Annotated in this window: 15 protein-coding genes and 2 rRNA genes (1 of these 17 running past the window's edge); 9 read left to right on the top strand and 8 right to left on the bottom strand. The window is 73.7% G+C overall.

The window, feature by feature from the left end; translation table 11 throughout:
• A 23S ribosomal RNA gene (locus tag NQZ70_RS43515) occupies positions 1–998 on the top strand (it extends 2,009 nt beyond the left edge of the window).
• A 136-nt stretch (positions 999–1,134) separates the two neighbouring features.
• Positions 1,135–1,251: ribosomal RNA gene (gene rrf / locus NQZ70_RS43510) — 5S ribosomal RNA — on the top strand.
• Positions 1,252–1,838: 587 nt separating this feature from the next.
• On the opposite strand, the gene NQZ70_RS43505 is transcribed toward rrf, so the two are convergent.
• The 7 genes from NQZ70_RS43505 to leuS all read right to left on the bottom strand — a co-directional run bounded on the left by NQZ70_RS43505 (position 1,839) and on the right by leuS (position 12,084).
• Positions 1,839–2,666: a hypothetical protein gene (locus NQZ70_RS43505; protein ID WP_129579478.1), complete on the bottom strand. Its 828-nt coding sequence runs from the start codon at positions 2,664–2,666 to the stop codon at positions 1,839–1,841.
• A 63-nt stretch (positions 2,667–2,729) separates the two neighbouring features.
• Complete coding sequence (locus tag NQZ70_RS43500; protein WP_129579477.1) at positions 2,730–5,393, bottom strand: MGH1-like glycoside hydrolase domain-containing protein; 2,664 nt, start codon at positions 5,391–5,393, stop codon at positions 2,730–2,732.
• Between the two features lie 61 nt (positions 5,394–5,454).
• Positions 5,455–5,982 carry a peptidylprolyl isomerase gene (locus tag NQZ70_RS43495; RefSeq protein WP_129579476.1) on the bottom strand — a complete coding sequence of 176 codons (528 nt, stop codon included), beginning with the start codon at positions 5,980–5,982 and terminating at the stop codon, positions 5,455–5,457.
• Positions 5,983–6,045: 63 nt separating this feature from the next.
• On the bottom strand, positions 6,046–7,422 hold the full coding sequence (locus NQZ70_RS43490) for a hypothetical protein (protein ID WP_129579475.1): 1,377 nt from the start codon (positions 7,420–7,422) through the stop codon (positions 6,046–6,048).
• Positions 7,422–8,036, bottom strand: coding sequence for a penicillin-binding protein activator LpoB (locus NQZ70_RS43485; protein ID WP_129579474.1), 615 nt, complete (start codon positions 8,034–8,036; stop codon positions 7,422–7,424). Before NQZ70_RS43485 ends, NQZ70_RS43490 begins: the two co-directional genes overlap by 1 nt.
• A gap of 62 nt (positions 8,037–8,098) precedes the next feature.
• Positions 8,099–9,190, bottom strand: coding sequence for a trypsin-like serine protease (locus NQZ70_RS43480; protein ID WP_129579473.1), 1,092 nt, complete (start codon positions 9,188–9,190; stop codon positions 8,099–8,101).
• 329 nt (positions 9,191–9,519) lie between these two features.
• Positions 9,520–12,084: a leucine--tRNA ligase gene (gene leuS, locus NQZ70_RS43475; protein ID WP_129579472.1), complete on the bottom strand. Its 2,565-nt coding sequence runs from the start codon at positions 12,082–12,084 to the stop codon at positions 9,520–9,522.
• 622 nt (positions 12,085–12,706) lie between these two features.
• On the opposite strand from leuS, the gene NQZ70_RS43470 reads away from it, so the two are divergent.
• Together NQZ70_RS43470 and murF are read left to right on the top strand one after the other, a co-directional pair.
• The gene (locus NQZ70_RS43470) at positions 12,707–13,951 is read left to right on the top strand and encodes a hypothetical protein (RefSeq protein ID WP_129579471.1); all 1,245 of its coding nucleotides are present in this window, start codon (positions 12,707–12,709) and stop codon (positions 13,949–13,951) included.
• A 79-nt stretch (positions 13,952–14,030) separates the two neighbouring features.
• Positions 14,031–15,500, top strand: a complete 1,470-nt coding sequence (gene murF / locus NQZ70_RS43465) for a UDP-N-acetylmuramoyl-tripeptide--D-alanyl-D-alanine ligase (RefSeq protein ID WP_129579470.1) — start codon at positions 14,031–14,033, stop codon at positions 15,498–15,500.
• A 40-nt stretch (positions 15,501–15,540) separates the two neighbouring features.
• Here murF and NQZ70_RS43460 read toward each other — a convergent pair whose 3' ends face one another.
• On the bottom strand, positions 15,541–16,161 hold the full coding sequence (locus NQZ70_RS43460) for a peptide deformylase (RefSeq protein ID WP_129579469.1): 621 nt from the start codon (positions 16,159–16,161) through the stop codon (positions 15,541–15,543).
• 127 nt (positions 16,162–16,288) lie between these two features.
• On the opposite strand from NQZ70_RS43460, the gene NQZ70_RS43455 reads away from it, so the two are divergent.
• The 5 genes from NQZ70_RS43455 to NQZ70_RS43435 all read left to right on the top strand — a co-directional run bounded on the left by NQZ70_RS43455 (position 16,289) and on the right by NQZ70_RS43435 (position 23,736).
• Positions 16,289–18,748, top strand: coding sequence for an MMPL family transporter (locus tag NQZ70_RS43455; RefSeq protein ID WP_129579468.1), 2,460 nt, complete (start codon positions 16,289–16,291; stop codon positions 18,746–18,748).
• A gap of 10 nt (positions 18,749–18,758) precedes the next feature.
• Entirely contained in the window at positions 18,759–20,165 is a 1,407-nt protein-coding gene (locus tag NQZ70_RS43450) for a hypothetical protein (protein ID WP_129579467.1), read from the top strand.
• Positions 20,162–21,523 carry a hypothetical protein gene (locus tag NQZ70_RS43445; RefSeq protein WP_129579466.1) on the top strand — a complete coding sequence of 454 codons (1,362 nt, stop codon included), beginning with the start codon at positions 20,162–20,164 and terminating at the stop codon, positions 21,521–21,523. Before NQZ70_RS43450 ends, NQZ70_RS43445 begins: the two co-directional genes overlap by 4 nt.
• Positions 21,524–21,941: 418 nt before the next feature.
• Positions 21,942–22,361 (top strand): RNA-binding protein, encoded by a 420-nt coding sequence (locus NQZ70_RS43440; RefSeq protein WP_129579465.1) that lies wholly within the window; start codon positions 21,942–21,944, stop codon positions 22,359–22,361.
• Between the two features lie 100 nt (positions 22,362–22,461).
• Positions 22,462–23,736, top strand: a complete 1,275-nt coding sequence (locus tag NQZ70_RS43435; protein WP_129579464.1) for an MFS transporter — start codon at positions 22,462–22,464, stop codon at positions 23,734–23,736.
• Positions 23,737–23,748: the final 12 nt, after the last annotated feature.

Genomic DNA, 23,748 nt, shown 5'->3' with positions numbered 1-23,748 from the left:
CGGCCGTAACTATAACGGTCCTAAGGTAGCGAAATTCCTTGTCGGGTAAGTTCCGACCTGCACGAATGGCATAACAACATCCCCGCTGTCTCGACCAGGGACTCAGCGAAATTGTATCGGGGGTGAAGATACCCTCTACCCGCGGCAAGACGGAAAGACCCCATGAACCTTTACTGCAACTTGGCAGTGATTTTCGGGATATTCTGCGTAGGATAGGTGGGAGGCTATGAAGCCGGGCTTCTGGGTTCGGCCGAGCCAACGTTGAAATACCACCCTGGGTATTCTGGAAATCTAACCTGGGCCCATGAACTGGGTCGGGGACACTGCCTGGTGGGCAGTTTGACTGGGGCGGTCGCCTCCTAAAAAGTAACGGAGGCGTGCGAAGGTTCCCTCAGCCTGATTGGAAACCAGGCGTAGAGTGCAAACGCACAAGGGAGCTTAACTGTGAGACCGACAGGTCGAACAGGTGCGAAAGCAGGCGTTAGTGATCCGGTGGTTCTGTATGGAAGGGCCATCGCTCATCGGATAAAAGGTACTCTGGGGATAACAGGCTGATCGCGCCTGAGAGTTCATATCGGCGGCGCGGTTTGGCACCTCGATGTCGGCCCATCGCATCCTGGGGCTGGAGCAGGTCCCAAGGGTTCGGCTGTTCGCCGATTAAAGCGGTACGCGAGCTGGGTTTAAAACGTCGTGAGACAGTTTGGTCCCTATCTGCCGTGGGCGTAGGACACTTGAGAGGAGCTGCCCATAGTACGAGAGGACCTGGGTGGACGTACCTCTGGTGCTCCGGTTGTCCTGCCAAGGGCATAGCCGGGTAGCCATGTACGGAACGGATAACCGCTGAAAGCATCTAAGCGGGAAGCCGGCCTCAAGACTAGGTGTCCCGGGCCGCAAGGCCCCTAAAGACCTCTCGTAGACCACGAGGTTGATAGGCCGGGTGTGGAAGCCGAGCAATCGGCGGAGCTAACCGGTACTAATAGGTCGTGCGGCTTGACCATACTTCTAAGGCAAACATCGAAGCATCGCGCCCGGAGTTCGGGTGACGAGCAGCGTGACACAGCTGGCCCTGCGTGAAAGAGCAGAGCGCCGCGAAAGCGGGCTCCGCAGGGTTCCGATTGGACGCACCCACAAGTTTCCGGTGGTGATATCGAGAAGGTCACACCCGATCCCATACCGAACTCGGAAGTTAAGCTTCTTGGAGCCGATGGTACTGCCAGGGCAACCTGGTGGGAGAGTAGGACGCCGCCGGGATTTTCTTCGAACCTGCGCATGGTGCGAGCCGTGCGCAGGTTTTTTTCTTTTGTCCTGGGCCCTGCTGGGCCTCGGGGGCTGCCAACGGGCGCGGCGACGGGGCCGATCTCGGCTTCCGGGGAACCTGTCGGCGGCGGTGGAGCCGGGGCGGGGAAGGACGTTCTGAACAGCCCGGCCCCCTGCGGGGGTGCTCGCCGGGCGGCGCTGCGAGAGCCGAACTCGCCTGGGACGTTTCATCCCCGGCGCGCTGCGCACGCCGGGGATGAAACGTCAATCGGGCTCAGACACCGGCTCTCGCAGCGCCGCCCGGCGAGCACCCCCGCAGGGGGCCTACCGTCCGTCAAAACGGCGATGGTGGTGGGGATCGACGGATCCGCGCGGTGCTGAGCTCGGACGCTGAGGGCTGAGCTCGGTCGCTAGATAGCCGTTCGTCCAGGAGAGCTGCTTCGACGCGCAGCAGGCCCCACAGGTTCGCCGCACGATGGTGGTCGTGGGCGTCCGACCGGCACGCCGACAGCGGTGCGCTTCGCGAGCTCGGTCCAGACAGCGACGGGGCAGCGGCGGTACCGCTGCCGTCGCGGGCGTGGTCAGTGGGGGCGCTCGGCAGCGCGCCTCGGGCCGTAGCTGCGCAGAAGAATGAGCCCCGCAAGGACGACCAGGGCGGCGATCTGGAGCTGAAACGGGATCTGCTGGACCCACTCCTCCTCATCGATGCCGATCGTGGCCAGCACCAGGCCGAGCAGGCCGCCCACGGCCTCGCCAGCCCGGCTGACCGTCGTCGCTGGGCCGCTCGCCACCGCCTCGTGCGAGAGGGCATGCAAGAGAAGGCCCGCGACGGCAGAGAGCAGCCAGGGCTCGACCGCCTCAAAGTGCTCCACATCGACGAGCCGCGTCGCGAAGGCGCCAACCACCGTGGCGAGCGCAATGCCCGCGAGCGCCGCGCTCATGGCGCCCTTGCCGCCTGTACCAGCCCTCACCTCGAGGACCTGGATCGCCACCACCATGGCGAGCGGCACCGTGTGCGCCGCCAGCGCGAGCACGACAGGCAGCGTCAACTGACCTACCCGCGAGAGCGACGCCACCGCCGCACCCTCGCCGAACTGATGCGCCAGCACCGCGGCATACCCCATCGCAAGCGCCGTCGTGGGCGTCCGGTGAGCGCCCGCCTCGCCGATCACGAGGCGCTCGAGCATGGCCGGCGCCAGGAAGCCCGCCACCGCCGCGATCGACGCAGGCCAGCCAATCTCGCCGAGCGCCTCCGGCAAGAGATGCAGCAACGCTATCGACGCCGCCCCGACCAGGGCGAACGTCCGGAGCGCAGACATCGCGCCCTCGCTGCGGTGACGGAAGAGCGCCGCAATGCCGCCCAGCATGACGGCCAGCGCGAGGAGCGAGACGCCGAACGCCAGCGACACAGGCGCCCTCCTAGCACGGATCGACCACGAAACGGCGCCGAGCCGTGCGTCTTGTGTGGAGCGCTACGAATAGGGGAGGTCGTGGCGGCCCGCGCGGAGGATCAGATCGCCGACGAGGGCGGTCCAGCCGGTCTGGTGCGAGGCGCCGAGCCCGGCGCCGGTGTCGCCGTGGAAGTACTCGAAGAAGAAGAGACGGTCCCGGAAATGCGGGTCGTGCTGGAAGAGCGCGTGCTCGCCGTGGACCGGGCGGCGACCCTCGCGATCGCGCTCGAAGATCGCGATCAGACGCCGCTCTAGCTCGTGCGCGCCGTCGCGGAGCGTGCGAGGGCCGTGGCTGCCGATCGAGGGGATCGTGAGCACGTCGCCGAAGCCGTGATCGAGCCGGAGCAGCGAGCGGTAGAGCAGATAGCCGAGCGGGAACCAGATCGGGCCGCGCCAGTTGGAGTTGCCCCCCTTCATGCGCGTGATCGACTCGCCGGGCTCGTAACCGACCGTGTACTGCGCATGGCAGGGCTCCAGCCCGAGCGAGACGGGCGCGGCCGCGTGCTCCTTCGAGAGCGAGCGCGGGCCGAACGGCGAGAGGAACTTGTCCTCGTCGAACAGGTGCGCGAGCACCCGCTCGAGGCGCCCCGGCGTCACCGCAGAGAGCACCTGCCGGCCGTCCGGACGCACCGTGATCGCCTCGGCCAGCGCGGGGTTCTTGCGGAGGAACCACTCGGTCCGGCGCCGGAAGTTCGCGAGCTTGCCGTAGATCTCCGGCGTGATCACGTGCACGGCGCAGAGCGGGATGAGGCCCACGGCCGACCGGATCTTCACGTGCCGCGGCTTCCCGCCGACGGTCAGGATGTCGAAGTAGAAGCCTTCCTCCTCGGACCAGAGCGGCAGCCTGCCGCCGTGCGCGTGGTGGAGCGCGTGCGCGATCCGCAGGAAATGCTCGAAGAACTTGCTGGCAAGATCCTCGTACGCGGAGTTGTCGAGCGCGAGCTCGAGCGCGATGCGCATGAGGTCGAGGCAGTACATCGCCATCCACGCGGTGGCGTCCGCCTGCTCCAGGCGCATCCCGGGCGCGAGCCGCTCGCTGCGATCGAAGAGGGAGATGTTGTCGAGGCCGAGGAACCCGCCCTCGAACACGTTGTGCCCCTCGGCGTCACGCTTGTTGACCCACCAGGCGAAGTTGATGAGGAGCTTGTGGAACACCCGCTCCAGGAACACACGGTCGCCCTCGCCCCGCTGCTTCCGCTCGATCTTGTAGAGCTGGTAGGTCGCCCAGGCGTGCACCGGCGGGTTCAAGTCCGAGAACTCCCACTCGTACGCGGGCAGCTGGCCGTTCGGGTGCTGGTACCACTCCTTGACCATCAGCTTCAGCTGGGCCTTCGCGAGGTCGATGTCGAGCGAGGCCAGCGCGATCGCGTGGAAGGCGAGATCCCAGGCCGCGAACCAGGGGTACTCCCACTTGTCCGGCATCGAGATGACGTCGGCGACCGAGACGTGACGCCACTGGCCGTTGCGTCCCGAGAGCCGCTCGGGCGGCGGCGCATCGACGTCGCCGCGGAGCCAGGTGTCGACGTCGTAGTGATAGAACTGCATCGTCCAGAAGAGCCCCGCCGCCGCCTGCCGCTGGATGGCGCGGCGATCCTCGGACAGATGAGGGCCCTGGACGGCGAGATAGTACTCGTCCGCCTCCCGGCGGCGCGCCTCCACGAGCTCGTCCACGAACTCGAACGGCCGCTCCACCGGGTCCGGCGCGAGCCGGAGCAGGATCCGCCTGCGCTCGCCGGCCGGCACCTCGAGGCGGTGCCAGCTCGCGGCCTTGGTGCCGCGCAGCTCGGGGTTCACCCGCGACGCGTCGCCGTGGATGACCCGGTGATGGAACGCGTCCTTCACGTAGGGCGTCCGCGAGGGGGCGCCGTAGAGCCGCTCGAGGTTCGTCTCGTTGTTGGTGAAGAGCAGCTCGGGGCTGCCCTCGATGTAGAGGTGATGCGCGCCGTGCTCGGGGTGCGCCGCGCGCAGCATCACGTGGCCAGGGCCGCTCTGCATGGCCCGGATCTCCGGGACCGGACCGGGAGGGTCGCTCCACGACCAGGTGTTGCGGAACCAGAGGTGCGGCAGCACGTGGATCGGCGCGGGCTCCGGGCCGCGGTTCACCACCGTGATGACCATGAAGATGTCGCTCGGGCTCCGCTTCGCGTACTCGACGATGACGTCGAAGTAGCGATCGCCGTCGAAGGCGCCGAGATCGGGGAGATCGACCTCGCCCTCCGAGAGGCCCCGCTCGCGCGCGGCAGCGATGAGCGCTCCGTACGGGAACTCGCGCTGCGGGTACCGGTAGAGGTAACGCAGGTAGCTGGAGGTCGGCGTCGCGTCCTCGTAGTAGTAGATCTCCTTGACGTCCTCGCCGTGGTTGCCTTCGGGCCCCGTCAGGCCGAAGGCCCGCTCCTTCAGGATCGGATCCTTCTCGTTCCAGACGGCGACGGCGAGGCACAGGATCTGGTGGCGATCGCAGATGCCGCCGAGGCCGTCCTCGTTCCAGCGATAGGCGCGGCTCCGGGCGTGCTCGTGCGGGAAATGCGACCAGGCGTCCCCGTTCGCGCTGTAGTCCTCGCGCACCGTCCCCCAGGCGCGCTCCGACAGGTACGGGCCCCAGTGCTTCCAGCGCAAGACGCGCTCGCGCTCCTCTTCGAGGCGGCGGTGCTCGGCGGTCAGCGCGGCGCGGGCGGTCCTCGTCATGCACGCCACGGTAGGCGACCCGGACGGAGGCGTCGAGCCCGCGGCCTCCGCGCGAGCGGCGCTACTCGGTGCGCTTGATGATGTGGAACCCGAACGGGGTCTCGACGACCTCGCTCACCTCGCCGACCTTCAGGGCAAAGGCGACGTCGGCGAAGCCCTTCACCATCACGCCGCGCTCGAACACCCCGAGGTCGCCGCCGCGCTCCTTGGCGCCAGGCTCGTCGCTGTACTCGGCGACCACGTCCTCGAAGGCCGCCCCGCCGCGGATCTTGAGGAGCGCCTCCTGGGCGCGCGCGCGCGCCTCGTCGCGCGTGCGGCGGACGCCCTCGGGCCTGCTCTTCGAGCCGTCGTGCATGACGAGGATGTGCCGCGCGCCGATCTGCTTCGGCTGGCTCGCCACGATCGTCCGCTCCCGCTCGAGCGCCGCGTCCTCCTCGGCCGCCCGGATCGGCGCGGAGACCGCGAGGCCGCCGCCGACCCAGGACGGCGAGGTGGCCAGCGTCCCGCAGGCGGTCGCGCCGAGGAGCGCGAGGGGAGAGCACGCCGAGAGCGCGCGGACCAGCACGGCGCGGAGAGCAAGGCTACGCATCGGCGCGGAGACTGCCGCGGGAGGGATGCGCCGGCAACCCTTCCGGGCCGCGCCCGGGGCCGCTCAGCGCAGCACCATCACCGGGACGAAGGCCCACCCGCCCGCGGCCACGCTCACCCGGGCGCGCCGCACCTCGCCCCGGGCGCTCACGACCACCTCGTGCGTGCCCGCGGGGACGCGGGTGCGCGCGATCGCGATGCGCGCGGGGAGCGTGGACCAGCCGCGCGTGTCCGGCGTGTCGAGGGCGGTCAGCGTCGCGCTCGTGAGCAGGCCGACGAGCAGGCCCAGCGGCCCGGAGTCCTCCGCGGCCGCCTCGGTGGCGCCCTGGGCCGCCTCGCCCGCGGCGACGCGGGCGAGCGTCCGCGTGATGGCCGACAGGATGATCGTGCCCTCGCTCTTCTTCCAGGCCGAGCGCACCTGCGCCTCGATGTCGAGGGCCTGCTCCAGCGGCTGGGAGCGCCCATCCAGCTTCAGGGTCGGGATCGCGTAGCCGCCCTTGCCCCGGGCGAGCGTCGGGTAGTTGACCCACGTCACGAGCCCCTTCGCCGCGAGCTCGTTGGCCCGCGCGCGATCGGTCGGGCAGATGTCGTCGGCGACGAGCGTGAGCGCGAGCCCGATCGGCAAGCGCTGCGGCACCTTCTGCGGCACGCGCCCGAAGCCGACGACGACCACGAGCTCCGCCTCGCCGGCCTCGTCGAGCGGCGGCGGCGGCTCCACGCCCTCGATCAGGGCGGCGATGCGGGGCGTCCTCGGCTCGCCGCGCGTGAGCGCGCGCAGCGGGGCGCGGAGCGACGGATACGGCCCGTGGCGGAGCGCGTCGTCGTAGTAGAGGAGCGCCTCGTCGAGCTGACCGCTCTTCTCGAAGGCGAAGCCGGCGAGGTAGCTCCCGAGGCCGATGAGCGCCGTCTCGCCCTCGTGATCGCGCAGGTACTTCTGCATCACGACGAGGCGGCGGGCCTCGACCCTGGCCCCGCTGAGGTCGCGCTGGGCCAGGTAGTTCATCATGTTGATGGTGTTGATGAGCAGCTTCTCGTGCGCAGGCGCCTTGTACGGGCCCGCGTCGTCCGAGAAGAGATACTTGCCGAGCTCGGCGGCGGCCCCGCGCGACATGTCGAGCAGGTCGATCGACTTGTCCGCCGCCCCGAGATCGCGCGCGGACAGCTCGTAGCGGTCCATGCCGAGGAGGATGTTGCCGCGGTCGAGCAGGAGGAGCGCGTTGTCGCCCGTGAGCGCCGGAAGCTCGGCCGCGCTCTCGACCTCCATCTGCTCGTTCAGCGCGGCCACCGCCTCCGCGGGCGCCCCGCGGTCGAGCGCGGCGAGCGCGGTGCGCACGCGATCTTCGTGGCCGGCGCAGGCGGCCTGTCCGACGCCGAGGAGCAGCGCGAGAGGCAGAAGGACCGCGCGCCCGCGCCCCCGGAGGCTCGCGTGCCGCCAGCGCATCACTCCTGGATGAGCGCCTTCGTGAAGGCGGCTTTGTTCTGCCAGGCCACCGCGCTCGTGGCGACCTCGATGAGCTGCATGAACATGAAGTACTGGACGCGGCGCTCGTCCTCGGTGCGCTCGTCGGAGGTGAAGACCTTGCCGGTGATGTAGTACTTCGCGCCGAGCTGGCGGTTGTACTCGGCGATGTGGTCCGGATCGAACCCGCCGCCGTGCTGCTTCTCGATCTCGGCGATCATCTGCTGCTGGCGCTCGACGCTCACCACGGTGACGAGGCCCGTGTTGACCATGTACGTCTCGATGTCCGACAGGAGCGCCTGGAGCTGGCTGTCGATGTGCTCGCTCGTCTGGTTCGACAGCGGGTAGATGGCGAGCGTGGGCCGCGAGCCCTCCTGCGCCCACGCCTTCGCGATGGGTGAGGCCATCAGCGACTTCAGGTTCTCGTGGAGGAGCTGCTCGATGTCGCGCTTGTCGATCCCCGTGCTCATCGCGGCGTCGTCGAGCCCCTCGACCTGGTTGCCGCGCACGTAGGTCGGCCCGCAGCCGAGGGACGTCGAGGCGAGCGCGAGCGCCGCGAGGAGCGCGGCCGGACGGATGATGGGCGAGCTGGGCATGGACACTCCGCAGGGTCTGGACGGGCGCATCCTAGCAGGCGAGGTGTGCGCCGGAGCGTCGATCAGGCGGAAATCGTGCTCCGCCGCGCGGCGCGCGCCGGCGCGGCCGCCGTCCCGGCGCGCTTCAGCGCGAGCAGCGCGACGAGCGCGAAGAGCGCGCGCGCGGAGCCGGCCCCGCCCCCGGCGATGGGGCCGTGGGCGCACGAGAGCCAGCGCTCGTCGAGCGGCCGACGCGACGGCGAACGCTCCGCCGAGCCGTGCGCCGTGGCCCACCAGGGAGCGCTGTAATCGCCGGCGTCGGCGGCGCGCGCCGCCTCGGCGACGAGCCAGTCGCGATGGGCGATCAGCCCTCCGTAGATGGGGTCGGAGCAGCCGGACGGCCCGCGCGAGGTCACGCCGATGATCCGCCCGGCGCCGTCGAGCGCGGGTCCGCCCGAGTCGCCGCTGCAGATGCCGCTCTCGCCGCGCCACTCGCTGCCCGTGACGCGCTCCTGCGTCCCGCACCCGTAGCCGACGCACTCGACGCGGAGCCCGTCGCGGCGCCGGCGCGCGCCGCCGTCGCGCGCCCTGCCCTCCGTGTCGCCGAAGCCGACCGCCGAGTAGACCTCGCTCTCCTCGGGCGGCCGGTCGAGGCGGGGCGCGAGCGGCGTGACGTCGCTGCTCGGGACCGGCGAGGCGAGGACGATGAGCGCGAGATCGCGGCCGCACACGGCGTTGCCGTCGGGCGGGCTGAGCACCGCGCGCGCGGCGAGCCACGGCGCGCCGCCGGCCCACATGGCCCGGCCGAGGGTGGCGTAGACCTGCGAGGCGTCGACCGGCTCACCGAACGCCGCCGTCCTGCAGGAGATGAGCTTCGGCGCCTCGGCGATGCAGTGCTGCGCCGTGAGCACCAGGTCGGGCGCGATCAGGGTGCTCGAGCAGGTCCGCGCGACGCGGCCCTTCCGATCCGTGATGATCAGCCCGGCGACCGCGCGATCTCCCGTGTCGGGATAGCCTCCCTTGATCTCCAGCGCAGCCTCGTCCGCGTCCTCCCCGCGCGCGGGAGGCTCGCCCGCGTCGCCCGCGCAGCCGGCCAGCGCGGCGGCGGCGAGGAGGTATCCAGCTCGGGTACACCACGCGGTGCTGTTCCGGCACACGGCCAGCCGCCGTTGCACGGCACCTGCCAGCCTGGGCTGTGCATGGGCCGCGTTCCTCGAGGCAGGAGAGGATTGCTTCCGAGGAAGCTCACGCGCCCGCCGAGCTGCGCCGCGCTGTGGTGGGCGCTGCGGCCGGCGCGCCGATCGGGCTCACGTGGATCCGAGCGCCCGACCTCGGCGCCGGCAGGGAGCCGGAGGCTCCGCGATCGATCCTCTCGTGAAGGGACGATGGGCGAGCGCGGATCGTCGGGATCCGCGAAGAGCCGCCTCGCGCCGCCCGCTGGGAGCGTCCGTTCGCGACGTCGCCGCAGCGCCGGCGCTCGTTCTCCCAGGGCGGCGCCGGAGCGTCAGCCGACGACGATGTTCACGATCTTCCCGGCCACGTAGATGAACTTCTTCACCTGCTTGCCGGCGGCGAGGGCGGCCACGCTCTCCAGGCCGAACGCGGCGGAGCGGGCCTCCTCCTCGGGGGCCGCCTTCGCCAGCATCACCCGGCCGCGGACCTTGCCGTTCACCTGCACCGGGATCTCGAGGACGTCATCGATGCAGAGCGCCTCGTCGTACGTCGGCCAGGGCTCGTAGGCGAGCGAGCGCTGATGCCCCGCGAGCCGCCACAGCTCCTCCGCGAGGTGCGGCGCGAACGGCGAGACGAGGAGGATCAGCCGGAGCACCGCCTCGCGCGGCGGCGAGGGCAGCGAGCTCAGGTGGTTCACGAAGACCATCATCGCGGAGATGGCGGTGTTGAACGCCATGGCCTCGACGTCACCGGTCACCTTCTTGATGGTCCTGTGGAGCTGCCGGCTCGTCGCGTCGTCCATCACGTCCGAGAGCGGCCGCGTGCACGTCGCGAAGACGCGATCCCGGAACCGGACCACCCCCTGGATCTGGGCCGATTGCCAGGGCTTCACGGCCTCGAGCGGGCCCATGAACATCTCGTAGAGCCGCAGCACGTCGGCGCCGTAGGCCCGCACGATGTCGTCGGGGTTGATCACGTTGCCCCGCGACTTCGACATCTTCTCGTTGTCCTCGCCGAGGATCATGCCCTGATGGACGAGCTTCATGAACGGCTCGGGGTGCTTCACGTGGCCGAGGTCGAACAGCACCTTGTGCCAGAAGCGCGCGTAGAGGAGGTGCAGCACGCCGTGCTCCGCGCCGCCGACGTAGAGGTCGACCGGCATCCACGCGTCGTACGCCGCCTGCGAGAACGGCTCGGCGTCGTTCTGCGGGTCGAGGAAGCGCAGGTAGTACCAGCACGACCCCGCCCACTGCGGCATCGTGTTCGTCTCGCGCGCGTACCACGCGCCGTCCTTCTGGAAGAACCGCCAGTCCACCGCGCGCGCCAGCGGACCGGCCGGGTCGTCGCCAGGCCGGAAGTCGGCGAGCGGCGGCAGCTCGAGCGGCAGGCTGGCCTCGTCCACCGCGATCGGCTGGTCGTAGCGGATCGTGTGCGCGTCGCCCTTCCTGGGATCTCCGCCGGGATCGGCGAGCTCGACGGGGAAGTAGATGGGAATCGGCTCGCCCCAGTAGCGCTGGCGCGAGAAGACCCAGTCGCGCAGCTTGTAGTTCACCTCGCGCTTGCCGCGGCCGAGCGCCTCGAGGTGCTCGATGACCGCGCGCTTGCACTCCTCCGTCGTGAGCCCGTCGAACTCGCCGCTCCGGACCGCGACGCCCGGGTCGACGTAGGCGGCCTCGAGCTGATCGTGCAGGGCGCCGTCGGGGCTCACCACCTCGACGATGGGCAGCCCGTACGCGCGGGCGAAGGCGAAGTCGCGCTCGTCGTGCCCGGGCACGGCCATCACGGCGCCGGTGCCGTAGCCGCCGAGCACGTAGTCCGCGACCCAGATCGGCACCTCGGCGCCCGTGATCGGATGCACGGCGAACAGGCCCGTGTCGACGCCGGTCTTCTCCTTCGCGGCCCCGGCGAGGCGCTCGCGATCGCTCTTGCTGGACGCCGCGGCGACGTACGCGCGCACGGCCTCGCGGCGCGGCTCCGACGTGCTGCCCTCGGTCGAGGTGAGCCAGCTGGTGAGCGGGTGCTCGGGCGCGAGCACGACGTAGGTGACGCCCATCAGCGTGTCGGGGCGGGTCGTGAACACGCTCACCGAGCCCTGGCTCCACGCCTTGACCTCGAACGTGATCAGGGCGCCCTCCGAGCGGCCGATCCAGGCGCGCTGCATCGCGACCGTCCCCTCGGGCCAGTCGAGCAGGCGGAGATCCTCCGCCAGGCGGTCGGCGTAGGCGGTGATGCGGAGCATCCATTGGCGGAGCGGCGTCTTGTAGACCGGGTGGTTGCCGCGCTCGCTCTTGCCGTCGATCACCTCCTCGTTCGCGAGGACGGTGCCGAGCGCCGGGCACCAGTTGACGCTCACCTCGTCCTGGTACGCGAGGCCCTTCTTGAAGAGCTGGAGGAAGATCCACTGCGTCCAGCGCACGTAGCGTGGATCGGTCGTGGCGAGCTCTCGCGACCAGTCGTAGCTGAAGCCCAGCATCTTGAGCTGGCGCTTGAACGTCGCGATGTTCCGCGCCGTGGTGTCGGCCGGGTGCGTGCCGGTCTCGATGGCGTGCTGCTCGGCCGGGAGGCCGAAGGCGTCCCAGCCCATCACGTGCAGCACGTCGATCCCGCGCATGCGGTAGTAGCGCGACACGATGTCGGTCGCCGTGTACCCCTCGGGGTGGCCGACGTGCAGCCCCGAGCCCGAGGGGTAGGGGAACATGTCGAGCACGTAGCGCTTCTCGCGCGCGCCGCCCGCGCTGCGGACGGCGCGGAAGGTCTCGCCCTCCTCCCACGCGCGCTGCCAGCGCGGCTCGACCGCGGCGTGATCGTAGCGCGCGGGCTCGCGCGGCTCGTTGGAAGAAGGTCCGGTGGACGTGCGGGGGCCCATCGTCTCGGCGGCCATAGCGCGACGAGCCATAGCACTGTGCTGCCGCGATCGACAGCCGCCCTGCGGCGGCAGGAGCCCGCGTCCCCGCGGGCTCGCCGTCACCCGTCCGCGGAGCGCGCCCCGCCATGTCGAGAGTTCCCGGCAAGCGTGGACAGCCCCCTCGGTGCGAGCTCTGCCGTCGGACGCGGCCGCGAGCCTCCGTGCCGGCTGCTGACGGCGCGCGCGTCCCCGCGCTCTGGATGCGGGCGCGCCGCGGGCCGGGGACGTGGTCCGCTCCGCGCAGGGCGGAGGACGAGGTCCATCTTCGACAGGCCGAGCCCCGGGAAGCGCGCCGCGCTGTTCCTTCGTCCGCAACGGGCGGCGTGGTCGCGCCGCGGCGCTGCGCATCCGCGGCGCAGCGCCGCCTCAGGGGCGGGGCGACGCGTCAGAAGGATGGCCGGACGCCGAGACTTGGGGGTAGATTGAGAGCGCTGTTCCGCTTCAGTGTGAGGCGGAGGGGCCGCGTTGGCGGTCTCTCCGGGGCGCGCGGATGACCGACAAACACGTTCCATGGGGAGCCCCCGAGGGTGAGATGGCGGCGCAGTCAGGCCGGCCGCTCGCATCTACGCATGCATCGGGGATCCCTTTCCGGCCGTTGCCCGTGGCGCCGCTGATGGCGCCCGGGGCCCTCCGCCCGCTCTCCACCCAGTACGCGCTCAGCCCTCAGCTTCAGCAGCACAGCCCACCCGGCTTCGCCGGACCGGCGCCCTCGGCGGCCGGGCTCGCCGGGCCCGCCGCCCCCGGGGCGGCGTATCCCGGACCGGCGCCGTCGGCGCCCGCGTTCGCAGCGCCCGCGCCGGGGGCGCCCGCGTTCGCAGCGCCCGCGCCGTCGGCGCCTGGCCTCGCTGGGCCGGCGTCGTCGACGCCCGAGTTTTCCGCGCCCGCCTCCCCTCCGGCGGCGGCGAGGTCCGGCTACACCCAGCCGCCCGCGGGGAACGTCTCGGCGCGCGGAGGGACCCTCCCGCCCGGGCTCGTCTCGCAGCAGGACGTGCTGTCGGCCAGCGGCGTCTTTTCTGCGAGCGGCCTCCCGTTCATCTCGGCGCCGCCGCCGTCGGATCCGGCGCCCCCGAGCCAGATGTCGTTCCAGCCGGCGCCAAACACGGAGCGGATGCTGGCCGCGAACGCGGCGCAGCCGCCCCCTCCGGCGGCGCCGCCGGCCTTCGCGGGCCCGGGCTTCGGTTCCGCGGGCCCCGCTGTCCAGGAGGCCGGGCGCATGCCGCTGCCCTCGCTGCACGCGGGCGTTCAGGCGCCAGCTGGGCCGCCCTCGGCCGCTGCGCCTGCGCCTGCGCCCGCGCCGGCTCCGGCCATGGGCGCAGCGCCCGCCGCGGCGGCGCCCGGCGCGCCGCCGGCGGGCGGCGGGTGGGACGGCGCGGCCGCCGCGGGCGCGCCGCAAGCCGCCGGCGGCTGGGACGGCGCGGCGGCGGCCGGCGCGCCCCAGGCGGCTCACGCGGCGATGCCGCCCGCGGAGAGCCCGTGGGCCACCACGTCGGCGCGGCTCGAGCTGCCGTCGCTCCCGTCGAACTTCGTGCAGGAGCGCGCGGAGCCGCAGAAGCCGCCCGCCGTGACGGCGCCGCGCCGCGAGGGCGGCAGGACGCTCATCATCGTGCTCAGCGTGATCCTGGCGATCGCCCTCCTGGCGCTCGTCGGGATCACGCTGTGGCAGAGCATGCGCGGCGGCGGGCCCATCGCGATCGACTACACCGAGCCGCCCCCGACGACCGCCGAGACATCCGCCGAGCCCACCCCGAGCGCGACCGCAGCGCCCACCGCGACCGCGGCGCCCCGGCCAGCCGCGCGCCCGCGGCCGAAGGGCGACGACATCTACGACGAGATCGACAAGGAAAAGACCCGGCGCTGAGGCGGCTCGACGCGCGCGAGGGCCGCGCGCCGGCGATTCGTTGGCCCTGCGCCCCGTTCCATGCTGGTGATCGCCCGCGATGGCGACGCCGATCCCGCAGAATTTTGCCCCCTTCACCCTCGACGAGCTGGCGCGCGCGACCGGCGGGCGCGTGTTGAGGGCCGGGCCGGCGGCGCGGGGCATCTCGACCGACAGCCGCACGATCGCGCCCGGCGCGGCGTTCGTCGCGCTCACCGGCGAGACCTTCGACGGCCATCGGTTCATCGACGCCGCGGCGCAGCGCGGGGCGGCCGCGTTCGTCGTCTCCCGGGAGGTGGACCTGCCGGCCGGAGGCGGCGCGGTGCTCGTGGAGGACGGGCTCGCGGCGCTCGGGGCGCTGGCCAGCGCGCACCGCGAGCGGTGGCGCGGGGGCGCGCACCCGGACGGGCCGCGGGCGATCGTCGCGATCGGCGGCTCCGCCGGCAAGACGACGACGACGCGGACCATCGCGGCGCTGCTCGCGGGCGCGGGCCGCGGCGACGTGCACGCGACCGCGGGCAACCTGAACAACGCCATCGGGCTGCCGATGACGTTGCTCGGGCTCGAGGACCGCCATCGCTTCGCCGTCGTCGAGATCGGCACGAACCACCGCGGCGAGGTCGCGGCCCTCGCGCGGATCGCGGGGGCGGACCTCGCCGTGCTGACGTCCATCGGCATCGAGCACACCGAGGGGCTCGGCACGCTGGAGGACGTCGCCGCCGAGGAAGGAGACCTGCTCGCCGCCCTGCCGGCCGACGGGGTCGCCCTCGGCAACGGCGACGACGCGAAGGTGGTCGAGCAGCTCGATCGCGCCGGCGCCGCGCGGCGGATCACCTACGGGTTCGGCGAGCGCGCGCAGATCCGGATCGCGGGGCGACGGCCGGTCGGGGTGCGCGGCACCTCGGTGCGGATCGAGCGGGGGGGGGAGGCGCTGGAGATCGTGGTCCCGCTGCTCGGGGAGGCCGGGGCGCTGGCCGCGGCGGCGGCCGTCGTTGCGGTGGAGGAGGCGCTCGGCGAGCGGCTCTCGACGGAGCGGGCGGCTCGCGCCGCGGCGGGGCTCGCGCCGCCGGGGGACGGGCGGCTGTCGGTCCGCGAGCTGCCGGACGGCACCGTGGTCATCGACGACAGCTACAACGCGAACCCCCTGTCGATGCGCTCGTCGCTCAGGACGGCGGTCGAGCTGGCCGAGGCGCTCGGGAAGCGGCTGGTCCTGCTGCTCGGCGAGATGCGCGAGCTCGGCGCGCTCGCGGCCGCGGAGCACGACGCGCTCGGCGAGGCGGTCGGCGCCGCGCGCCCCGCCGCGCTGGTCGCCGTCGGCGGCGAGGCGGCGCGGATCGCGCGCGCCGCCGAGGCGGCCGGCGTGCGAGCGTGGTTCGCCGGCGACGCGAGCGCCGCCGCGAGCCGGGCGCTTCAGATCGTCGAGCGCGGCGATCTGGTCCTCGTGAAGGGCTCGCGCGGGATCAGGATGGAGCGGATCGTGGAGCGGATCGTAGAAGAGCTCGCCGGGCGCGGCGCCGGCGCCTCGCCCTGAGCGCGCGCGCCTCGCGGGCGCTCGCCCGACGGGCGCGCGGTCACGCGCCGAGCGCGGCCCGCGCCTCGGCGACCGACTGGCCGAGCAGGACCTTCGCCTCCTCGTTGCTGCAGAAGGATCGCGAGATCATGCGATCGACGTACAGCGTGCCGCGGAGGTGATCGACCTCGTGCTGGAGGATCCGGGCGGGCCACCCAGTCGCCTGCCAGCGGACCTCCTTGCCGTCCGCGTCCACGCCGCTCACCTCGACCGACAGATCCCGCTCGACCAGCGCCATGTAGCCCGGAACGCTCAGGCAGCCCTCGAAGAACGTCGCCCGCCCAGCGCCCGCCGCGTCGGCCGCCCCCGGCAGCGACGGCGCGAGGACCTTCAGCGTCGGGTTGACGATCACCTGCAGCGGGAAGGGCACGCGGCCGCGCTCGGCGCGCTGCTCCGGCGTGAGGCGGGACATCAGCGCCTCGCTGTCCTCGAGCACGATCACCTGCTGGCCGACGCCGATCTGCGGCGCCGCGAGCCCGACGCCGGGCGCCTGGCGCATGACCGCGACCATCGTCGAGACGAGCTGCTTGAGCTGCTTCGTCCCGATCTCCTCGGGCGGGACGGGCGCGGCGGGCTTCCGCAGGACGGCTCTGCCTGCGAGGACGATCGGGGGGAGCTCCATGCCGCCGGGATGAACCGGCGCGCCCGCGGGCGCAAGCGCCGCCGGCGGAGGCGCGGCGCGCGCGATGTCCTCGCGGCGGGGCGGGTGTGAGGGTAGAGGAGCGGCCCCGGGCCCGGCCCGGCTCGCCATGGCAGCGCCCCCTCCGCCCTCGCCGGCCCGCGCACGCGCCCCGCGCCGGCCTCTCCGCCTCGCCGTCGCGCTCGCCCTCGCGGCGCTGACGCTCGCCGCCTTCGCCGCCGTGACGCTGCGGCTACAGCTCGAGCCGAACGTCGCCTCGCTCCTGCCCGAGCGCGGCGACGCCGCCGCGCTGCGCCGGTACGTGCGCGGGTTCGGGGGCGGCGATCTCGGCGTCGTGATGGTCAAGGGGGACGACCCCGACGAGAACGCCGCGGTGGCCGCCGAGATCGCGCGGGCCCTCGCGGCGCGCCCGACCGTGCAGCGCGCCGCCGATCGCGTCGACGCCTCGCGCGCGCTCGATCCGTGGCTCGCCTTCCGGCACGCGGACGCGCGCGTGCGGGAGCGTCTCGCCGCCGCGCTCTCGCCCGAGGGGATGCGCGAGCGCCTCGCCGAGACGCGCGCCATGCTGCTCGCGCCGGGCGGCGGCGCCGCGGCCGAGGCGATCGCGGCCGACCCGCTGCGGCTCGCGCAGCTCGTCTTCGAGTCCGCGGACATCGGCTCCGGGGTGCGCACGCAGGCCGACGGCGCGTTCGCCACGGACGACGGCAAGGTGCACCTCGTCCTGGTGCAGCCGGCCGGGCAGGCGCTCCGCGGCGCCGACGCGCGGGCCTTCGTCGCCGACGCGAACGCCGTCCTCGACCCGATCCGCGCGGCGCACCCGCGGCTCACGCTCGGGCTCACCGGCGGGCACGCCATCGCCGCTGCCACCGAGGAGATGCTCACGCGCGATCTCGCCGTCTCGAGCACGCTCTCGATGCTGCTCGCCTCCGCGGTCTTCGCGCTGCTCTTCCGCCGCATGCGCGCGCTCGCCGCGGTGATGCCGCCGCTCGTGCTCGGGACCGTCTGGACCGCGGGGCTCGCCACCGCGCTCCCGGGCGGGCTCAGCGCGATCGCGGTCGCCTTCATGTCGGTCGTCGTGGGCGTCGGCGTCGACACCGGCGTCCACGTCTACGCCGCGCTGCTCGAGGCGCGGCGCGAGGGCCTCGATCCGGAGGCGGCCGGTCGCGCCGCGAGGGCGCGGACCTTCCGCGCGGTGCTCGTCGCCGCCGTCACCGCGGCGGCGGCGTTCGGCGCGCTCGCGCTGTCGGACATCAACGCCCTCCGGCAGCTCGGCCTGCTGTGCGCCGCGGGCGAGGTGCTCACGGCGATCGCGATCGTCCTCGTGACGCCGGCCGTCGGCGCCTGGCTCGAGCGGGGGGCTCCGCCGCCCGACGCGCCGGCGCGCTGGCCCGACGGCCTCTACCGGCTCACCCGGACCCGGGGCCGCGCGCTCGCGCTCGCCGCGCTCGCCGCGCTCCCCATCGCGGCGGTCGCCCTCGGCGCCGCGCCGCCGCTCGCCGAGGCCATCGTCGCGATCCGGCCCGCCGAGCTCGAGCCGCTCAAGGTGCAGCAGGCGATCTTCGACGCGTTCGGCGGGCGGCGCGGGCAGTGGGTGGTGCTCCTCGCGGACGGCGAGCAGGAGCGCGCCCGCGCTCGGGCCGATCGCCTCGCGGAGCGCCTCGCCTCGATGAAGGCCGACGTGGAGGCCGTCGACGCGCTCACCGCGCTCGCGCCCGCCCCCTCGACGCAGGCCGCGCGGTTCGCCGCGCGCGACGCGCTCGACCTGCCCGCGAAGGCCGGCGAGCTCGAGCGGGCGCTCCGCGACACGGGCTTCGCGCCCGAGCGCTTCTCGGCGGTGCTGGACGGGATGCGCTCGCCGCCGCGGCAGGAGGTCACGCTCGCCGATCTCGAGCGCGGCCCCGCGTCCATCCTGCTCTCGCGCTACCTCGGCGCGGACGGGGGCGAGGCGCTCGTCGCGCTGTACGTCCGGCCCCGCGACGCCGGCTCGGTCGACCGGATCGAGCGCGCGATCCGCGAGGAGGACCCGAAGGCCATGCTCACCGGCTACACCCGGCTCGAGGCGTCGCTGCGCGAGACGCTCGCCCACGACATGCCGCGGATCGCGATCGTCGCCGGGGCGCTCGTGCTGCTGGCGCTCTCGGCCTCCCTCCGCAGCGCGCGGGACGTCGCGCTGGCCGCGCTCGTCGTCGCCTCCGAGATCTCGCTCGTGCTCCTGCTGATCCGGGCGATCGGCATCCCCCTGCACGCGTACGACGCGCTCGTCATCCCGGTGCTGCTCGGGATCACCGTGGACGAGGGCATGTTCCTGCTCCACCGCGCCCGCGACATCGAGGCGGCGGGCGGCGGCGACGCCGTGATCCGCGAGACGCTGCGCCACGAGGGGCCGGCGATCGCCGCCACCGCGCTGACCACGGCCGCGGGCTTCGCCGCGCTCGCGTTCTGCCGCTTCGACGGCCTCCGCGATCTGGGCCGGGTCGGCGCGCTCGGCAGCGCGGTCGGCCTCGTCGTCGCGCTCGTCGTGGTGCCGGCGGGGCTGCGGCTCTGGCCCCGACCCCACCGGCGCGCGTAACATCGTGGCGTTGTCGCCCCGGAGCCTCCTCCTCGTCGCCCTCCTCGCGCTCGCGCGCCCCGCCGCGGCGCAGCCGTCGCCGCCGCCCGCCGCGCCGCCGCGCCCCGCCGCGCCGGCGCCCGCCCCGAAGCCGCCGCGCTCGGCCGTCGCCCGCGTCGTGGACGCGCTCGCGCGCTCGCTCGACCCCGTCCCCGGCCGCGTCCTCGTCACGGCCGGCCCGCTCGTCTCGGACGCGCCGGCGCCGCGCGGCGCCCAGCTCGCGGCCGCGCTCGCCGCCCACCTCGCCGGCAAGCTCGGCGCCGGCGCGCGCGCGCAGAAGGACCCGATCCCGCTGCCGCTCGCGCGCGAGGCCGCGCGCGACGACGCGGCGCTCGTCCACCTCGCCGTCGAGGTCGCGGCGGGTCGGCTGCGCGTCACGGTCGACGTGTACCCGGTGCCGCGCACCGTCTGGGCGCGCATCCGCGATCCGGAGCCGGGGCCGATCGCCCACGCGTACGCCGAGGCGCCCCTCGACGCGGAGGTCCGCAGCTACCTCGCGCCGGTCCCGCTCGTCGCCGCCCGGATCGATCGCGCGAAGAACTTCGAGGGCGACGTCGTCGCCCTCGCGTGCGGCGATCTCGACGCCGACGGCGCGCTCGAGATCCTGAGCGTGAGCCGGCGGCGCGTGACCACGCTCCGCCTCCGCGGCGGCCGGGTCGTGCCGCTCGCGTCGCGCTCGTGGCCGGACGTGGTCGCCGTGCACCCGTCGCCGCTCCGCGAGCCGCTCGCGTTCGCCACGCTCGTCGAGCGCGGGCGGGACGGCGAGCCCGAGCCGCCGTTCGCCGACGTCGGGCTCACCGATCGCGCGCGCAGCGTCCGCTTCGACGGCAAGCTGAACGCGCTCGCCGAGCTCCCGGGGCTGGCGATCCCGGACGCGGGCGGCTCGGCCTGCACGACGGCGTGGGGGCCGCTCCTCACCGGCCCGCTCGCGCCGTGCGCCCCGGCCGATCCGCCGCCGGCGACGCCGGCGCTCGCCGGCCGGTACGACGCGCTCGCGTCGGCGCAGCTCCTGTCGGCCCGGGGCGAGCCGTTCACGGTCTGGGCGGCGCGCGAGCGCGGCGCGGTCGAGCTCCGGGACAGCGCGGGCCGCCGCAAGCTCGTGGGCAGCGCCGGGGCGCAGCTCGCGATCGGCGATCTCGATCAGGACGGCGAGCCCGAGCTGCTCGCCAGCCTCGACGTGCTCGATCCGCTCGAGGACGCCGTCGTCGTCTTTTCGTGGCGGCGCGATCACGGCGGCCCTTCCCGCGCCGCGCCCCCGGAGATCTTGCGCCTCCCGGCGCCGGCGGGGGTGCGCGCGCTCGCGGTCTGCCCGCCCGACGGGCCCGGGCGCGCCCCGTTCGCCGTCGCGACGGCCGACGAGATCTGGGTGGTGCGGTGAGCCGCTCGCTCCCGCGCCGCGCCTTCCTCGGCGGCGCCGGCGCGCTGCTCGGCGCCGCCGCCCTCCCGGGGCGCGCCCGCGCCATGGGGCGCACCCCGCTCGGCGGCCGCATCACGATGCACCTCCCGTGGCCGACGAGCTCGCTCGACCCGCACGACCTGAGCGATCCTGCCGCGGCCCTGTTCGCGTCGGCGATCGCCGACAGCCTCTACGGCCTGGACGCGTCCGGGAACCCTTACCCGACGCTCACGTCCGCGCTCCCGTCGCGCGAGGGCGACGCCGCGGTCGTGCGCCTCCGCGACGGGCTGCGCACCGCGCGCCTCGTCAAGCTCGACGGCCGCGACGTCGTGAGCTCGGTCGAGCGCGCCCGCGCTCGCGGCGCCGCCGCGGTGCTCGCCGACGTCCCGAGGCCCGAGCGGCACCCGAAGGATCCGCTCGCCGCCGTGTTCCCGCGCGCGGATCCCGCCCGCGTCGCCCGCGCGCTCGCGTCGCCGATGGTCGCGCTCCTGCCGCGCAGCTTCGACCCCGCGTCGCCGGACGGCACCGGCGCCTTCCGGGCCGACCTCGGCCCGCGGCAGATCACGCTGACGCGCAACGACGTCGCCGCGCGCGGCGCTGCCTTCCTCGACGCGATCGACGTGATCCGCTCGGAGGACCTCACGACGTCGCTGCGCGCGTTCGAGACCGAGCGCGACGACCTCGGGTGGCTCGGCGCCGGGCTGCACGCGAACCGCCGCGGCGCTGTCCGCTTCGATCTCGGCGTCGCCGGCTGGATCGTGCTGACCACCGGCCCGGAGGCCGGCCCCTTCGGTCAGCCCGGCGTCGCGCAGCGGCTGGTCGACGCGCTGCCGCCCGAGCGCCTCGCGCACCTCGGCCTCTCGGGTCTCCCGAGGGCGCACGGCGATCCCGCGTGGGGCGGTCCTCCGGCCGAGCTGCTCGTGGACGAATCCGCCGCGCACCTCGTCGAGGTCGCCGAGGCGGTCGCGCCGATCCTCTCGCGGCCCGGGCACGAGGTCACGGCAGAGCCCGTCTCGCGCGCGGAGCTCGGGCGCCGCCGCGCCCGCGGCAAGGCGGCGCTCGCGATCGAGCTCGTGCGCCCGCTCGGCCCCGGGCCTCTCCACGCGCTGCTCGCGCTCGCGACCGCCGACGACCGCGTCCGCGCGCTCGACCTCGCCCGCCACCCGCCCCGGCTCGCGCCCACCGCCGCGCCGCGCTCGCTGACCACGACGCTCCGCCTCGGCGTGATCGCCGAGGTCCGGATCGCGGGCGGCGTGCTGCCGGACGTCGCGCTCGCGCGCGCCGGGGGCGGCGAGGGCTGGGATCTCGGCGCCACGTTCCGTCGATCGGCCGGGCGTTGATGCGCCCGCCGACGGGGGCAGCAGGCGCGACCGACGGACGCAGCCGGTGCAACGGACGCGACCGACGCGACCGGCGCGTCCAATGCCAGCAGACGCTGCCGCATCGCGGCGGTTCGGTCGGGACGTCCGGGCGGGCGGTGCGCGGCTGCGCCGGCGGGAGGGGCTGCTTCCAGCGCTTGCGCCGGGGGGACATTTGGTTACTATCGGCTGGTCACGAACGTCACTGGCACTCGACACGACGCTTCTCTTCTCGGGGATCGCGGATTGATCGCGGACTGGACGACGCAACGTGTGGCGCACCGGGGGCTCCTCCCCAGCGCCGCCCTCCCTCGATCCCCCACGGCTCCATCGGGGCGGCAGGGCACTGTTCGGCACCGAAGCTGACGCATCTCGCAGAGCCGTGAAGTGAATCAGTGTCATGGGTACTCGCCTCTACGTTGGTAATCTCCCCTTCTCCGCCACCAAGGCCTCCGTGCAGGCTGCGTTTGCCCAAAGCGGCGAGGTGACGGATGTGCACATCGTGACCGACCGCGAGAGCGGGCAGTCGCGGGGTTTCGGGTTCGTCACGATGGGCACGCCTGAGCAGGCCCAGCAGGCGATCGAGCAGATGAACGGCGCCCTCATGGATGGCCGTCCGCTTCGCGTGAACGAGGCGGAGGAGCGGGTCCAGCGCGGCGGTGGCGGCGGCGGCGGCGGTTACGGCGGCGGCGGCGGCGGCGGTTACGGCGGCGGCGGCGGCGGCGGTGGCCGCGGCGGTCGTGGCGGTGGCGGCGGCGGTTACGGCGGCGGCGGCGGTGGTCGCGGCGGCCGCGGCGGTCGCGGCGGCGATCGTTACTGATCCGAGCTAGGACGACGTTCATGCGGCGGCGCTTCCCCAGGGAGGCGCCGCCGTTTTCGTTGGTGCGCTGCCCTCACCGCCGATGCCATCTCCCATTTCTTTGCAGCTCAAACCGTCTCCGCGGGCGATCTCGCTCTACTACTTCGGCATCTTCGCCGTCCTCGGCGTGTACCTGCCGCTGTTCCCGAGCTGGCTCGAGGGGCGGGGGGCCCGAGGCCTCGCGATGGGGGCGATCGCGGCGACGCTCCCCGCGATGGGGCTCGTCGCGCCGCCGGTGTTCGGCCTCATCGCCGACGCGCTCGGCGTGCGCGTGTGGCTGATCCGGGCGGCCTGCGCCGGCGCCCTCGCCGTGTTCGCGCTGCTCGCGCTGTCGTCGGCGCTCGGCGTCTCGCTCGGCTTCGGCGGGCTCTTCGCCGCGGCGCTCGCGTTCGCGTTCTTCCGCGCGCCGATGTTCACCATGGCCGACGTGGTCGCGCTCGAGGCGTCGCTGACCTCCGGGATCGCCTACGGCCGGCTCAGGCTCTGGGGCTCGATCAGCTTCGCGCTGATGGCGATCGCCAGCGGGGCGCTCATCGATCCGGCGCGGCCGGCGGCGTTCCCCGTCGCGATCACCGCCGCGCTGCTGGTCGCGTTCGCCCTCTCGTGGGCGCTCCCGGCGGGCGCCGAGGCGCCGCTCCAGCGCCTCGGCCAGCGAGGCGCCGCGCGGGGCGTGGAGGGCGCGGCGCGCGCGCCGGCCGCCGGCGGCTCCGTGCGCGAGCGCGCCCGCGCCCTCCTCCAGAGCCGCGACTTCCGCCTGTTCCTCGCGGCCTCGTTCCTGGCCCAGAGCGCGAACTCCTCCTACGACCTCTGTTACACGCTGCACCTGCGCGACGTCGGCTTCCCCGAGCCGCTGGTGGGGGTCGCGTGGGCCGTCGGCGTCGCGGGCGAGATCGCGCTCATGGCGTTCTCCGGCCCCCTGCTCCAGCGGTTCGCGCCGCCCGTGGCGCTCGCCGTCGCCTTCGCCGGCGCCTCGCTCCGCTGGGCCTTGCTCTCGTACGTGCGCTTCTGGCCCGCCCTGCTCGCGCTCCAGCCGCTCCACGCGGTCTCCTTCGCCATGATGTGGGTCGCCTCGCTCGCCTACACGCGAGATCGCGCTCCGCCGCAGATCCTCGCCACGGCGCAGGGGCTCTTTTCCGCAAGCGCTGGCGCTGGATCCGTCATCGGAATGCTGGCGTGGGGCGAGCTCTACAAGCGCGGCGGCGGCGCCCTCACGTTCGGCGTCGCCTCGATCACGGCCGCGATAGCATTCGTCCTGGCTGTGACCTTCGCGCGATCGACGCGGCGTTCATTGTCAGGGAGCTCAATTTTTTCTGTCGGCTCCCGGTGCCAGGAGTAACGTTACGTTTTC

Source organism: Sorangium sp. So ce836 (genome assembly GCF_028553905.1).
In the GTDB taxonomy this organism is placed as follows: Bacteria; Myxococcota_A; Polyangia; order Polyangiales; family Polyangiaceae; genus Sorangium; species Sorangium cellulosum_D.
Note: the sequence above shows the minus strand (reverse complement) of the source record. Positions and strands in the feature narration are given on the sequence as shown.